The organism is Bradyrhizobium sp. YCK136 (assembly GCF_044570075.1).
Lineage (GTDB): Bacteria > Pseudomonadota > Alphaproteobacteria > Rhizobiales > Xanthobacteraceae > Bradyrhizobium > Bradyrhizobium diazoefficiens.
In genome coordinates this window covers 8,492,823-8,508,043 of sequence record NZ_CP172424.1, presented here as the reverse complement: position 1 = coordinate 8,508,043, position 15,221 = coordinate 8,492,823, and the positions used below count along the sequence as shown (strand labels likewise).

Below are 15,221 nucleotides of genomic sequence, written 5' to 3'. Positions count from 1 at the left end.
GCCCCCAAACCAAGTCAGAATACAAACCTAACCGGTTGAGTGTGGCAAAAAAACGCCCGCTGCCCGGGGTCCGGGTCGAGAATGGTTAACGCGAAACGCCCCCATCCAGGGGACGGGGGCGTTGATTTTATTGCAGAATTTCAGGAAGCGAGCGGCCGGGCCGGGCTCAGCGGGTAAACACCCGCTGCGGCCTGCGGCCGACCGGAGCCGGCGGCGGGGTCGGGGCGCCGAACAGCCGCTCGAAGAAGTTCGGACCGGACGAGCCGAAGCCGCCGCCATTGTTGGCCACTGCCACGCCCGAGGGCAGCGTCGTTGCCGGGCGCGAATAGCTCGGCTGGGAGTGCGCGACGATATTCTCGAGGTCCTTGCCGCGGCTGTTCTTCAGGATGTTGATCATGGTCGCGTCGCGGCCATAGACGTCCTTGCGGAATTGCAGCTTGCCGGCATCGTCCACGAACGCGGTCTGATAGGTGATGTTGACCGGAATCGGGGTCGGGAATTTCAGGTCGATCTCGCTCTTGCCGTACATGCTGCGCACGCGCTCCGGCGTGTACTTCTCGTTCGGCATGGCGATGTTGAGCAGAACGGAGGCGTACTGATCCGGGTTCTGCACGCGCATGCAGCCGTGGCTGAAGGCGCGGTCTTCCTTGGCGAACAAGTTCTTGTCCGGCGTGTCGTGCTGATAGACCAGGAACTTGTTCGGGAAGTTGAAGCGGATGCGGCCGAGCGCGTTGGCTTCACCCGGCGGCTGCGAGATGTGCACGGAGCCGTCGCGGTTCTGTTCGAGCTTGAGTCCCATGCGCGCAAGCACGGTCGGGTCCTGGTGAAGCGCCGGCAGGTATTCGTTGTAGACGATCGACGGCGGCACGTTCCAGGTCGGGTTGACCGTGATGTACTTCATCGTTTCGGTGAGCAGGGGCGTCGCGTGCTGGCCCGGCTTGCCGGTGACGACGCGGGTGGTCCAGACCTGCTGGCCGCGCTGCATCACCTTCAGCGTGTAGTCGGGAATGTTGAGGATGACATAGGCATCGCCCAGCGAGGGCACACCGAGGTCGCGCGGCAGCCAGCGCCAGCGCTCCATGTTCACCAGCACCGTGTCGATCTGCTTGTCGCGCTTCGGGGTGTTGAGCGCCTTGACCGTCTTGTCGTCGAGGATACCGGTCGCCTTGATCTCGGCGCTGTTCTGGAATTTGCGCACGGCTTCCGCGACCGTGGCGTCATAGCGGGTGTCGCTCGCATTCTCGGTGATGCCGAGCTTGCTGCGAAGCTGCGGCACGCGCGGATCCTCGACGACGATTTCAGCCTGCTTCTTGCCGGCGGGGGTGTATTTCAACGCCGGGCCGTCGGCGATCTCGATCACCGGGCCGCTGCCCTGGCCGCGGAGCTCCGCGAGCTTCGCCTTCAGTTCCTTGTAGAGCTTCTGCGGCGGGTTGTAGCTGTCGAGCGCCGCGGAGGCGTCAGCCGCGGTCGTGACCTTGGCGAGCACCTCGCCCGGGTCGACCGGATGCTCGGGATAGAGGATGTCGGCGCTGACCTGCGACCAGTGCATGCGGCCGCTCTGGGCCTGGCGCGCATAGTCGAACATGCTGGCGGTGAGCTTGAGCTCGGCATCGGCGAGCGCATCGGGGGTCGTGGCGGCGGCGAAATCCGGCACCGGATAGTCGGTCGGATTGAGGCCGTCGGAGGCTGCATCCTTCAGCCGCGCGATCACGCCCTTGGCCGCGGCGGTCAGGCTGCCGGCTTGCGTCCACACCGGCGCGAAGTCGCGGGCGCCGTAGAACTTCTCGATCGCCGCGCGCTCGTTCTTGCGGTCGAAATGGCGCGAGGTCTTGGCGCCGATGATATCCTTCAGCTTGTCGGCGACCGGCTGGTCGGCGGCGGGCACGCTGCTCGCAGCCTTGACCGGCTCGGCGGCAGGAGCCGCTGCGGTGGCGGGAGCCGCAGGCGCAGCCGGCGCAGTGTCGGCCTTTGCTGGTTCAGATTTGGCGGGCTCGGTCGTCGCGGGCTCCGTTTTAGCCGTCTCGCTCTTCGGCGCCTCGGTGGCGGGCGTGGTGGCGACGTCGGACGGCTTCGTCTCAACCTTGTCCGGCGCGGGAGCGGCTTCGGCCTTCACGGGTTCCTTGGCCGGCTCCTTCGCGGAGTCCTGGACCGTGGCGGTGGCGTCGAGCTTGATGTCGGAGGCAGTCGGGGGCGGGACGTTGGCGGGCTCGGGGCGCGGGATCGCGGCTTCGATCGCGAGCTCGGCGGCGCTGCTGCGCGCCTGATCCTGCGCCAGGGCCGAGCTGGCCGACACCGTGAGGAAGGTTGCTGCGACCGTCATCAAGACACGGTCAAAGCCTGCACGGTGGTTCAAACAGTCACGCATTGTGTCGCACCCCTCGGGTGAACTGTCCCTCGTGGAACAGCTTTGTTATCGCCTAATTGAGCTTCGGCTAAACCGCGCCGGCCTCTCGAAAGTTGCACGCCTGCACGCAACGATTCATACGCAGACGATATACAGGCCCCGATTTTGCAGCCAGCGCTACCCGGGACAACTCACGACAAACTGACTTCAAGGGAGCCTCTTGGCAACGGATTGTGCGCCTTTGCCGCGCGCTTTTCCCTCTGTCTGTCACTTCCAAGTCACGGTTCAAATCGCAGTCGAATTCTGTCGTCATGCGAACGGCTTACAGTCGCCTCGCGCCGTCGCGCGAACCTCCGTTCGCATGAGGCTCAGTGCGTCTCCTCGCCGCTTTTCCCGCCATGTCCGGGAACCCCGGCCTCGTCGAGTTTTCGGTAGAGCGTGGACCGGCCGATTTTGAGGCGGCGGGCGACCTCGGACATCTGCCCGCGGTAATGCGAGATCGCGAAGCGGATGATCTCGTTCTCCATGTCCTCCAGAGGGCGGACGTCGCCGGTCGCGGTCAGCATGGGAAGAGTTCCCACTGAGGGGAGCGGCGCAATCGGTATTTCGCTACCCGACGACACAACGGAAGGCGCCGCGATCGGCTCGAGCATCAGCGGCGCGGTCGGAATCTCGGTTGCGGGATACGGCTGCGAGGCGAGCAGCGGGAAATCGCCAAGGCCAAGCTGGTCGCCCTCGCTCATCACCACCGCGCGGTACACCGCATTTTCGAGCTGGCGGATGTTGCCGGGCCAGTCGAGCTGGGCGAGATGCGCCACGGCCTCGCCGCTGATGCCGGTGATGGAGCGGTTCTCCTCGGCGGCAAAGCGCGCCAGGAAATGCCGGAGCAGATGCGGGATGTCCTCGCGCCGGGTCCGCAACGAGGGGATCGTCAGCGGCAGCACGTGCAGGCGATAGAACAGGTCTTCGCGGAAATGTCCCTGCTTCACCCGTTCCAGCAGCCTGCGATTAGTTGCCGAGATGATGCGGACGTCGACCTTCACCGGCTTGCGGCCGCCGAGGGCCTCGACCGCGCCTTCCTGGAGCGCGCGCAGCAGCTTGACCTGCGCAGCCAGCGGCAGCTCGCTGACCTCGTCCAGAAACAGCGTGCCGCCGTGGGCCTCGACGAACTTGCCGGTGTGGCGTTCGGTGGCGCCGGTGAAGGCGCCCTTCTCGTGGCCGAACAGGATGGACTCGACGAGGTTGTCGGGGATCGCGCCGCAATTGACCGCGACGAACGGCTTGGCCTTGCGCTCGCCGCTGCCATGGATCGCGCGCGCGAACATCTCCTTGCCGACGCCGGACTCGCCCTCGATCAGCACCGGGATCGAGGAGTTCGCCGCCTTCTGCGCGGTGCGCATCACGCCGGCCATCGCCTCGGCGCGGGTGATGATGTCGGAGAAGGTCAGCCGGCCCTCGCGGCTGTGACGGATGCGCTGCAACTCGCCCTTCAGCGCGGAGGCGTTGAGCGCGTTGCGAAGCGAGACCTGGAGCCGCTCCATGCCGACCGGCTTGACCACGAAATCAGCAGCACCGGCGCGCATCGCCGAGATCACGTTGTCGATGCCGCCATGGGCGGTCTGCACGATGACGGGCACGCTGAGGCCGGCTTCGCGGATCTTCGCCAGTACGCCCATGCCGTCGAGGCCGGGCATCACGAGATCGAGGATGACGCCGTCGATAGCGGGTGCATCGAGGGCGGTGAGGGCGGCGATCGCGGCATCGCCGGAGTCCACGACGACCGTCTCATAGCCGCATTTCTGCACCATGTTCTCGATCAGCCGGCGGGCTACAGCGTCGTCGTCGGCGATCAAAATACTGGCAGCCATGGTGTTCCCCGCACGCTACTACTATCTGTCTCGAATCGGGGCACTCTGGCCGAAGCCGATTAACGCACTCTTAAACCTTGATGCCCCCGCCCGCCGCCGCGCTTGTTGAACACAGGTTTCCCACAAAATGAATTCGCGCTCCAAGTCCGCTCTCGGAAAGTCTGCCTTGAAGAAGCCCGCTCCCAGCAAACCCGCTCTCCGCAAGCCGAACACCAGGACATCCGCCGCCAAGAAAGCCATCGTCAAGGCAAAGCCCTCCAAGTCGTCACTCGCCAAGTCTTCACTCGCCAAGTCTTCACTAGCCAAGCCTGCGAGCAAGACCGGCAGGCTTCCGGAATGGAACCTCGCCGATCTCTATTCCGGGATCGACGCGCCGGAAGTGGCGCGCGATCTCGAAAGGATGGATGCCGATTGCGTCGCGTTCGAGACCGACTACAAAGGCAAGCTCGCGACAGGGACAGCAAATGAAGATGGCGGAAAATGGCTCGCCGAGGCCGTGCGACGCTATGAGGCGATCGACGATCTCGCCGGCCGTCTCGGCTCCTATGCCGGTCTCGTCCATGCCGGCGACAGCGTTGATCCCAAGATTTCAAAGTTTTACGGCGATGTCTCCGAGCGGCTGACGGCGGCGTCCACCCATCTTCTGTTCTTCGCGCTCGAGCTCAATCGTGTCGATGACGATATTTTGACCCGTGCGATGCAGGCGCCGGAGCTCGCACATTACCGTCCCTGGATCGAGGATCTGCGCAAGGAGAAGCCCTATCAGCTCGACGACAAGCTCGAGCAGCTTTTCCTGGAGAAGGCGCAGACCGGCTATTCCGCCTTCAACCGGCTGTTCGACCAGACCATCTCCGGCCTGCGCTTCAAGGTCGGGCCTAAGGAGCTCGCGATCGAGCCGACGCTCAATTTGTTGCAGGACCGCGACGGCGCCAAGCGCAAAACCGCGGCGGAGGCGCTGGCGAAGACCTTCAAGGCCAATGAGCGCACTTTCGCGCTGATCACCAACACGCTGGCCAAGGACAAGGACATCTCCGACCGCTGGCGCGGCTTCAAGGACGTCGCGGATTCCCGCCACCTGAACAACCGCGTCGAGCGCGAGGTGGTGGATGCGCTGGTGGCCTCGGTGCGCGCGGCCTATCCAAAGCTGTCGCATCGCTATTACGCGCTGAAGGCAAAGTGGTTCGGCAAGAAGCGGCTGGCCTATTGGGACCGCAACGCGCCGCTGCCGTTTGCGGCGACGGACGTCATCGGCTGGCCTGATGCGCGCAACATGGTGCTGACGGCCTATCGCGGCTTCTCGCCCAAAATGGCCGACATCGCCGAGCGCTTCTTCACCGACCGCTGGATCGACGCGCCGGTGCGTCCGGGCAAGGCGCCGGGCGCGTTCTCGCATCCGACCACGCCGTCGGCGCACCCCTACGTGCTGATGAACTACCAGGGCAAGCCGCGCGACGTGATGACGCTCGCCCACGAGCTCGGCCATGGCGTGCATCAGGTGCTGGCGGCCAAGAACGGCGCGCTGATGGCGCCGACGCCGCTGACGCTGGCGGAGACCGCGAGCGTGTTCGGCGAGATGCTGACCTTCAGGCGGCTCCTGGCGCAGACCAAGAGCGCCAGGCAGCGCCAGGCGCTGCTCGCCGGCAAGGTCGAGGACATGATCAACACCGTGGTCCGGCAGATCGCCTTCTATTCCTTCGAGCGCGCGGTCCACACCGAGCGCAAGAACGGCGAGCTCACCGCGACGCGGCTCGGCGAGATCTGGCTGTCGGTGCAGGGCGAGAGCCTGGGGCCGGCGATCGAGATCAAGGCCGGCTACGAGAACTACTGGATGTACATTCCGCACTTCATCCATTCGCCGTTCTACGTCTATGCCTATGCCTTCGGCGATTGTCTGGTGAACTCGCTCTACGCGGTCTACGAGAACGCGGCCGAGGGCTTTGCCGAGCGCTATCTCGATATGCTCGCCGCCGGCGGCACCAAGCACTATTCCGAGCTGCTGCGGCCGTTCGGGCTCGATGCCAAGGATCCCAAATTCTGGGACGGCGGCCTTTCGGTCATTGCCGGGATGATCGACGAGCTGGAGGCGATGGGCTGAGGCGTCGGGCGCGCGGGCGCCTGGCCGCCTCGGGTTCCCGCGCCGGCGTTGAACGTTCGCGCCGGAGGCGAGACTAATCCTGTAGATACTTGATGTATTTTTTCAACTCTTGATTGCCGATCGCTTTTTGTTGCTCGGGAGAGGCTCGCATGCCCGACCAGGGACAGGTCCCGCGACCTGGCGCAGCACGGAACGCCGCAGCCTTCGAGGAGGAAACGCCCTGGTGCGAGAAGCATCAGCAGATCGTGCGCGACGAGATCGAGGCCATCAACACGCGCCGCGAGGAGGCTCGGCAAATCGACCCCGACGGTATCGTCGCCTGCCAGATGCTCGACGTCGTCGGGCTCGCCTTGTCGGGCGGCGGCATCCGCTCCTCGGCCATGTGTCTCGGCGTGCTCCAGGCCCTGAACCACCACGATCTGATCGGACGGATCGACTATCTCTCCACCGTATCGGGCGGCGGCTACATCGGCACCTCGCTCAGCACGACCATGACGGTGACAGGCCGTTTCGTGTTCGGCGAGCGGCCGACCGGGGAAACCGTGACCGCCAGCGAGATCAGCGACACGCCGTCGGTCGGGCACATCAGGAATTACTCCAACTACCTGGTCCCGGCTGGCTTCCGCGATCTCCTGACCGGGATTGCGATCGTGGCGCGCGGCCTGATCGCCAATATCGGGCTGACGCTGCCGGCGGTGCTGCTGCTCGCCGCCGTTACCATCTGGTCGACCCCGCTGCGGAGCTGCCTGACGGTCGCGAACTTCTTCGGTGTCGATCTTGCCGACGGCGCTTCGCCGCAATGTGAGCTGCACCATTTCGGCTGGATCGCGGACCGTTTCGGTTTCGCCGCCATCGGCGCGATCTTTGCGCTGGTGCTGCTTGCCTGCGGTGGAATTGCCTATCTGCTCTCACGCGCGGAGCGGGGCATCGGCCCGACCGTCTTCCGGACCTATGCCGCGGGCATCGCATTCCTGCTCGGCATCGCGTGTGACTTCGCCCGCGTCCTTCAGATCAGGAATTTCGCGCTGACGCTGGCAACGGCGATCATCGGCATCGGCCTGTTCTTCGGTTGGGCGCTCAAGCAGTCGTTTGCAAGTCCCGAGAACCGCCAGGAGTTTCGCTCGCATTGGCCGACCGCCGGCGCGACCTTCCTGGTGCTGCTTGCCGTGATCGCGTTCTTCGAGTTCCAGCCCTTCATGCTGTTGCAGATGTTCGATGTCGTCGACAGCAACACGATCGGCGGGCCGGTCGGCGGCGTCGCCGTCACCTGGATCAAATCGCTCGCGGCGCTCGCCGCGCCGATCGGCATATTCGTCACGGCTTTCAGGCAGCAGTTCGCCGAATTCCTGAAGGGCAACAGCGTATCCTCGCAATGGGGCTCGCTGGTGCTCGCGATCATCGCCAAGGTCGCGCTGTGGATCGCCGGATTGGCGCTGCCGCTGATCATCTGGGTCGCCTATCTCTATCTGTCCTATTGGGGTATCGCCAACGATCCGATCGAAAAATGTCAGGCGCCTCTGACCGCAATTGCGCAGAAGGGCTGTCTCGCCGCCAACAAATCGACTGTGCCCGCGTCGGCAAACCTGTCGGGCAAGATCGAGTTCGACGCGGCTGCCGGCACCCTCTCGGCCGAGATCACGCCAAAAGCTGCCGCAGCGACGGCGACGACGGACTGGTTGACGCCGGTATCCCACGTTCCGGCGTGGCTCGCATTTGCCGCGGGCAATGTCGCAAGACAATTCGATTGGACGGATCGAGGCTCCGGCTACGCGCACAGCCTGCCCGTGGTGATCCTGTACACGCTCGTCGGCATGCTGCTGTTTGCGATCTCCTGGTCCCTGACACCGAATGCGAATTCGCTGCACCGTCTGTACCGCGATCGGCTGAGCAAGGCTTTCCTGTTCGACCCCGGCCGCTCCGCAGACGGCAATATCGCGCGCGCCGAGGCGAGCCTCGACCAGGGGCGCGATTTCAAGCCGCTCGATCGCATGAAGTTGAGCGAGCTCTTCGTGGTCGCGGACGACGGTGCCACGACGACCGATCGGCCGGCCGCGCCGAAGCTGCGGGCGCCCTATCATCTCATCAACACGGCGCTCAACATCCAGGGGTCGGACTTCGCCAACCGGCGCGGCCGCAATGCGGACTTCTTCGTCTTCTCGCCGCTCTATGTCGGCAGCGAGGCGACGCGGTACGCCAGGACGCCGGCGGTCGAGCGTCTGGAGCAAAGCCTCGACCTTGCCACCGCCATGGCGATATCGGGGGCGGCGGCGTCGTCGAATATGGGCTCGAACTCGATCAAGGCGCTGACGCCGACGCTCGCGCTGTTGAACGTGCGGCTGGGCTACTGGCTGAACAACCCGCGCTATGTCGAGGCCACAGCCCGGCCGCAGCGCCGCTCCACGCCGCTGTTCCTGTGGTCGGAAATCTCAGGCCGTCTCTACGAGAACAGCGACGGCGTTTATCTCACCGACGGCGGCCACATCGAAAATCTCGGCGTCTACGAGCTGCTGCGCCGGCGCTGCAAGGTGATCGTCGCGGTCGACGCGGAAGCCGACGCGCCGATGAATTTCTCCTCGCTGATGAAGCTGCAGCGCTATGCCCGCATCGACCTCGGGGTCCGGATCGATCTGCCCTGGACGCCGATCCGCGACCGCACCCGCGCCATCATGGCGGAGAACGCCGACAGGAAGTCCGCACAAGCGTCCTCCGGCGCCGCGGACGAGGCCCCGCACGTCCATGTGGCGATCGGCAGCATCGACTATGGCGGCGATGACAAGGGCTATCTCGTCTATATCAAGTCCTCGCTCTCCAGCGACGAGAACGACTACATCCGCGACTATGCGCGGCGGAACGACACCTTCCCCCACGAGACCACCGGCGATCAGTTCTTCTCGGAGGAGCAGTTCGAGGTCTATCGCGCGCTGGGGTTCCACATGACCCATGGCTTCCTGGCCGGCGACCATTCCGTGGCGGTCGGTCCCGGTACGGATCCGCGCATGGCGCGATTTACCGAGGCGGGCGAGAAGGCGATCGACGCGGTCCGCGCGGCGCTCGGTCTTCCGGAGCCCCGGCGACCGACCGTGAGTGTCACCGCCACGATGATCGATCAGGGCTGAGCGGCGCGAGAGCCCGAATTCCCGGCAATCGGAATTCCAAATGACCTGATTTGCGGGAAAACCGCGCTTGCCTGCCGTTGCCCTGCCCGAAAGATTAAGGTATCCCAGCCCCAGAATTCGACTTTCGACTGGGGACAATCCATGGCTGACCATAGCGAAGTGGCGTACACCACTGCCGACGGCAACGACTACGTTGCCCACGAGCAGACCTATGAGGGCTTCATCAAGCTGGTGAAATACGGCACGGCCTCGGTCGCGCTCATCGTGATCCTGATGGCGATCTTCCTCACCTGATCCATCGTCTGCCGCACCGACAGCGCCGTCGGTGCCCATAAAAATTGCATTCAAACCGGTGCCAAAACCGGTATCCAACGTTGCGGGAGTGACGCTAAGTTTGCGTGCGCGCTTTTTCCCGCGCCGCCGGAGGGCCTATGAAGATCGCCGTTGCCAAGGAAATCGATCCGTCGGAGCCGCGCGTTGCCGCTTCGCCTGATACGGTGAAGAAGTTCAAAGCGCTCGGCGCCGAGATCGCCGTCGAGCCGGGCGCCGGCCTCAAGTCGGGGCTGCCGGACTCCGAATTCACCGCCGTGGGTGCCACCGTCAGCACTGACGCGCTGAAGGACGCCGACATCATCATCAAGGTGAAGCGCCCCGAGGCATCGGAGCTTGCGCAATACAAGCGTGGGGCGCTCGTCATCGCCATCATGGACCCTTACGGTAACGATGCCGCGCTGAAGGCGATGGCCGATGCCGGCGTTTCCGCATTCGCGATGGAATTGATGCCGCGCATCACGCGCGCGCAGGTGATGGACGTGCTGTCCTCGCAGGCCAACCTTGCCGGCTACCGCGCCGTGATCGAGGGCGCCGAAGCCTTCGGCCGCGCCTTCCCGATGATGATGACCGCCGCCGGCACCGTGCCCGCCGCGAAAGTGTTCGTGATGGGCGTCGGCGTCGCCGGCCTCCAGGCGATCGCGACCGCGCGCCGCCTCGGCGCCATCGTCACTGCGACCGACGTACGGCCCGCGACGAAAGAGCAGGTGGAATCGCTCGGCGCCAAGTTCCTCGCCGTCGAGGACGAGGAGTTCAAGAACGCGCAGACCGCGGGCGGCTACGCCAAGGAAATGTCCAAGGAGTACCAGGCCAAGCAGGCCGCGCTCACCGCCGAGCACATCAAGAAGCAGGACATCGTGATCACCACGGCGCTGATTCCGGGCCGGCCGGCGCCCATGCTCGTCTCGGGCGAGATGGTCAAGTCGATGAAGCCGGGTTCGGTGCTGGTCGATCTCGCCGTCGAGCGCGGCGGCAATGTCGAAGGCGCCAGGGCCGGTGAGGTCGTCGACCTCGATGGCATCAAGATCGTCGGCTACACCAATGTCGCAGGCCGCGTCGCGGCCTCGGCCTCCAGCCTCTACGCGCGCAATCTGTTCTCCTTCATCGAGACCATGGTCGACAAGAAGGAGAAGAAGCTCGCCGTGAATTGGGACGACGAACTCGTCAAGGCGACCGCGCTGACCAAGGACGGCGCTGTCATCCACCCGAACTTCCAGCTGAAGGTCTAAGGAGAGCCGCCATGGAGCATGCAGCACAGGTCGTCGACCCCTTCGTCTTCCGGCTGTCGATCTTCGTTCTCGCCGTCTTCGTCGGCTATTTCGTGGTGTGGTCGGTGACGCCGGCATTGCATACGCCGCTGATGAGCGTGACCAACGCGATCTCCTCGGTGATCGTGGTCGGTGCGCTGCTCGCCGGCGGCGTCGCGAACGTCTCGAGCGGCTCGGGCTGGGCACGCGCCTTCGGCTTCGTGGCGCTGATCTTCGCCTGCGTGAACATCTTCGGCGGCTTCCTTGTCACCCAGCGCATGCTGGCGATGTACAAGAAGAAGTCGAAGTAAGCGGCCACCTCGGGCTGAAGGGATCAATGGGGACCTGAGATGAACGCCAATCTCTCTGCATTCTTGTATCTCGTGGCGGGGGTGCTGTTCATCCTGTCGCTGCGGGGATTGTCGAGCCCGGCTTCTTCCCGCCAGGGCAATTTGTTCGGCATGATCGGCATGGCGATCGCGGTCGCCACCACGCTCGCCAACCATCCGCCGGCTGACGGCCTGGCCTGGGTGCTGGTCATCGTCGGCATCGCCATCGGCGGCGCCATCGGCGCGGTCATCGCGCGCCGCGTGCCGATGACCTCGATGCCGGAACTGGTCGCTGCCTTCCACTCGCTGGTCGGCATGGCCGCGGTGCTGGTCGCTGCCGGCGCGTTCTACGCGCCTGAAGCGTTCGACATTGGGACGCCCGGCAACATCCACGGCCAGAGCCTCGTTGAAATGTCGCTCGGCGTCGCCATCGGCGCGCTGACCTTCACCGGTTCGGTGATCGCGTTCCTGAAGCTGTCCGCGCGGATGAGCGGTGCGCCGATCATCCTGCCGTTCCGTCACATCATCAACATCGCGCTCGCCGTGGCGCTGGTGTTCTTCATCGTCGGTCTCGTGCTGACCGGCAGCGCGTTCGACTTCTGGATGATCGTTATCCTCGCGTTGGCGCTCGGCGTGCTCATGATCATCCCGATCGGCGGCGCCGACATGCCGGTCGTGATCTCGATGCTGAACTCCTACTCCGGTTGGGCCGCGGCTGGTATCGGCTTCACCCTCGGCAACTCCGCGCTGATCATCACCGGCGCGCTGGTCGGCTCCTCCGGTGCGATCCTGTCCTACATCATGTGCCACGCGATGAACCGGTCCTTCATCTCGGTCATCCTCGGCGGCTTCGGCGGCGAGACGGCTGCCGCCGGCGGCGGCACCGGCGAGCAGAAGCCCGCCAAGCTCGGCTCGGCGGATGACGCGGCCTTCATCATGAAGAACGCCTCCAAGGTCATCATCGTGCCCGGCTACGGCATGGCGGTGGCGCAGGCCCAGCACGCGCTGCGCGAAATGGCCGACATGCTGAAGAAGGAAGGCGTCGAGGTGAAATACGCCATTCACCCCGTGGCCGGCCGCATGCCCGGCCACATGAACGTGCTGCTGGCCGAAGCCAACGTGCCCTATGACGAGGTGTTCGAGCTCGAGGACATCAACTCCGAGTTCGCGCAGGCCGATATCGCCTTCGTGATCGGCGCCAACGACGTCACCAACCCGGCGGCCGAAGAGGACAAGACCTCCCCGATTTACGGCATGCCCGTGCTTCAGGTCTGGAAGGCCGGCACCGTGATGTTCATCAAGCGCTCGCTGGCCTCGGGCTATGCCGGCATCGACAATCCGCTGTTCTACCGCGACAACACCATGATGCTGCTCGGCGACGCCAAGAAGGTCACCGAGAACATCGTCAAGGCGATGTAGCCCGCGAGGGAAGCCGGATCGTGGCCATCAACAAGGAATGGCACCGGTCTCATCGCATGCCACCCAAAGCGACGCGCGAGTAGCGCGTCAAATGGCACGCCGCGCATGCGGCGGCGTGCGGCTGCCGCGACGTTCCCGCGAGCATCCGGCTCGACGTCATGAAATTGCTGCGGAGCCGGCGCAAGCCCTGAGCCGGAGACCGGCCGCATCATCATGACCATCGTCAAGTGGATCGCCATCCTGCTCGCGGCCGTCTATTGCGCCGGTCTCGTCGTGCTGTATGTCCGGCAGCGCGAGATGCTGTTTCCGATCCCACCCGTCGGTCGCACCGCTCCGGATGCCGCCGGCCTGCCTGAGGCGGAAGAGCACGTCCTGACCACGTCCGATGCCGAGAAAGTCATCGTCTGGCACGTGCCGGCCAGGCCCGGCCGCCCCGTGATTCTGTATTTTCCGGGCAACGGCGATTTTCTCGCGGGCGGCGTCAGCCGCTTCAAGGCGATGACCGCCGACGGCACCGGCCTCGTCGCGCTGTCCTATCGCGGCTATGCCGGCTCCTCCGGCGCGCCGAGCGAGGAGGGCCTGCTGCGCGATGCCGCGGCCGCCTACGCCTTCACGACGGCGCGCTACGCGGCGGAACGAATCGTCTCCTGGGGCTTTTCGCTCGGAACGGGCGTTGCGGTCGCCATCGCCGCCGAACATCCGGTCCGCAAGCTGGTCCTGGAGGCGCCGTACACCTCGACGGTCGATGTTGCTGCCGCGGCGTTCCGCTTCGCTCCGGTCCGCCTCCTGATGCGCGATCAGTTTCGCTCCGACGAGCGGATCGCGCGCGTCACGGTGCCGCTCTTGGTGATGCATGGCACCAATGACCTTGCCATTTCGATCATGTTCGGAGAGCGTCTGTTCGCGCTCGCGCATGAACCGAAGCAGTTCGTTCGCTTTGCGGGCGGCGGACACGACAATCTTGATGCTTTCGGTGCGATTGAAACAGCAAAGCGCTTCATTGCTTCCTAGACGGCTCGTGATGCTGCGCGGCGACCTGTCCGTCGCTGCGATCCTCGCGCTGTTGCCGCAGCAGGCATGGGCCGCGACGGAACTCGACGGCGCGGCGATGCGCTGGCCCTATGCACTGCCCTTTGCCGGTCTCCTGCTGTCGATCGCGCTCGGGCCGCTGCTGTTTGCAAAGTTCTGGCACCACCATTACGGCAAGATCGCCGCGGCCTGGTCACTGCTGGCACTCGGCTCGCTGGTCTGGCTCGCAGGAGGCATGGCGACGCTGGCCGCACTCGTCCACGCCATGCTCGCCGAATATCTCGGCTTCATCGTGCTGCTGTTCTCGCTCTATGTCGTGGCCGGCGGCATTCTCATCACGGGCGACATCAGGGGCACGCCGGCGGCGAATGCCGGCATCCTCGCGCTCGGCACGCTGATGGCGAGCGTCGTCGGCACCACCGGGGCGGCGATGATCCTGATCCGCCCCCTGATCCGGGCCAACCGGCCGCGGCGCCGCAACGCTCATGTCGTCATCTTCTTCATCATCCTGGTCGCCAATGTCGGCGGCGCGCTGAGCCCGCTCGGCGATCCCCCGCTGTTCGTCGGCTTCCTGCACGGCGTCGACTTCTTCTGGACCACGCGGAACATCTGGCTGCAGACGACGATCGTTGCCGGACTGCTGCTCGTCATCTTCGTCGCCGTCGACGTCTGGCGTTTCAGGAGCGAGCCGCCGCCCGGCGACACGGGTCCTTTGAAGCCGGTGCGGATCCGCGGCCTCGTCAACCTCGTGCTGATTGCAGCCATCGTCGCGAGCCTGCTGGCCTCGGCGATGTGGAAGCCCGGCATTGCCTTCGACATTCTCGGAACCAGGCTGGAGCTGGAAGACATCGCCCGCAACGTGGCGCTGCTGGCCATTGCGGCGCTGTCGGTGTGGCTGACGCCGGACGAGCACAGGCAGGCCAACGGCTTCACCTGGGAGCCGATCCGCGAAGTCGCAAAGCTGTTCGCGGGCATCTTTGTCGCCATCATCCCGGTCATTGCCATGCTCGATGCCGGGCACCACGGCGCCTTCGCCTGGCTTTTGTCCGCCGTCACGGCACCGGACGGAACGCCGCGCGAGGTCGCCTATTTCTGGTTCACGGGTGTGATGTCGGCGTTCCTCGACAATGCGCCGACCTACCTGCTGTTCTTCGAGCTCGCCGGCGGCGACCCGCAGGTGCTGATGCATGCGCTCTCGCGCACGCTCGCCTCCATCTCCATGGGCGCGGTCTACATGGGGGCGCTCACCTATATCGGCAATGCGCCGAACTTCATGGTCGCCAGCATCGCCCGCGAGAACGGCGTCGAGATGCCGAGCTTCTTCGGCTATCTCCTGCGCGCCGGCGCCGTGCTGATCCCGCTGTTCCTGCTGCTGACCGTCCTGCCGGTCGCGCCGTTCCTGCACTGGCATTGAATCTGCCGGCCGATTTGCTACTGCTCGGAT

The 15,221-nt window shown here is 65.0% G+C and carries 10 protein-coding genes; 8 read left to right on the top strand and 2 right to left on the bottom strand.

All coding sequences use genetic code 11. The features are described from left to right. Positions 1–166: 166 nt before the first annotated feature. Together ACFLEY_RS41065 and ACFLEY_RS41060 are read right to left on the bottom strand one after the other, a co-directional pair. On the bottom strand, positions 167–2,365 hold the full coding sequence (locus ACFLEY_RS41065; protein ID WP_060910258.1) for a L,D-transpeptidase family protein: 2,199 nt from the start codon (positions 2,363–2,365) through the stop codon (positions 167–169). A 347-nt stretch (positions 2,366–2,712) separates the two neighbouring features. Then, positions 2,713–4,212 carry a sigma-54 dependent transcriptional regulator gene (locus ACFLEY_RS41060; protein ID WP_060910259.1) on the bottom strand — a complete coding sequence of 500 codons (1,500 nt, stop codon included), beginning with the start codon at positions 4,210–4,212 and terminating at the stop codon, positions 2,713–2,715. Between the two features lie 127 nt (positions 4,213–4,339). Between ACFLEY_RS41060 and ACFLEY_RS41055 the strand changes: the two genes are divergently transcribed. From ACFLEY_RS41055 to ACFLEY_RS41020, 8 genes are all read left to right on the top strand, one after another. Beyond that, positions 4,340–6,307 (top strand): M3 family oligoendopeptidase, encoded by a 1,968-nt coding sequence (locus tag ACFLEY_RS41055; RefSeq protein WP_011089865.1) that lies wholly within the window; start codon positions 4,340–4,342, stop codon positions 6,305–6,307. Between the two features lie 149 nt (positions 6,308–6,456). After that, positions 6,457–9,423 carry a cell division protein gene (locus tag ACFLEY_RS41050; RefSeq protein ID WP_211434107.1) on the top strand — a complete coding sequence of 989 codons (2,967 nt, stop codon included), beginning with the start codon at positions 6,457–6,459 and terminating at the stop codon, positions 9,421–9,423. Positions 9,424–9,564: 141 nt separating this feature from the next. Continuing rightward, positions 9,565–9,717: an aa3-type cytochrome c oxidase subunit IV gene (locus ACFLEY_RS41045; protein ID WP_008136857.1), complete on the top strand. Its 153-nt coding sequence runs from the start codon at positions 9,565–9,567 to the stop codon at positions 9,715–9,717. A 137-nt stretch (positions 9,718–9,854) separates the two neighbouring features. After that, on the top strand, positions 9,855–10,982 hold the full coding sequence (locus tag ACFLEY_RS41040; protein ID WP_060910260.1) for a Re/Si-specific NAD(P)(+) transhydrogenase subunit alpha: 1,128 nt from the start codon (positions 9,855–9,857) through the stop codon (positions 10,980–10,982). 11 nt (positions 10,983–10,993) lie between these two features. Further along, positions 10,994–11,311 carry a proton-translocating transhydrogenase family protein gene (locus tag ACFLEY_RS41035; RefSeq protein WP_011089862.1) on the top strand — a complete coding sequence of 106 codons (318 nt, stop codon included), beginning with the start codon at positions 10,994–10,996 and terminating at the stop codon, positions 11,309–11,311. A 39-nt stretch (positions 11,312–11,350) separates the two neighbouring features. Then, on the top strand, positions 11,351–12,748 hold the full coding sequence (locus ACFLEY_RS41030) for an NAD(P)(+) transhydrogenase (Re/Si-specific) subunit beta (protein WP_011089861.1): 1,398 nt from the start codon (positions 11,351–11,353) through the stop codon (positions 12,746–12,748). Positions 12,749–12,961: 213 nt separating this feature from the next. After that, positions 12,962–13,759 (top strand): alpha/beta hydrolase, encoded by a 798-nt coding sequence (locus ACFLEY_RS41025; RefSeq protein WP_060910261.1) that lies wholly within the window; start codon positions 12,962–12,964, stop codon positions 13,757–13,759. A 10-nt stretch (positions 13,760–13,769) separates the two neighbouring features. Next, positions 13,770–15,191 carry a sodium:proton antiporter gene (locus ACFLEY_RS41020; RefSeq protein ID WP_249163268.1) on the top strand — a complete coding sequence of 474 codons (1,422 nt, stop codon included), beginning with the start codon at positions 13,770–13,772 and terminating at the stop codon, positions 15,189–15,191. Positions 15,192–15,221: the final 30 nt, after the last annotated feature.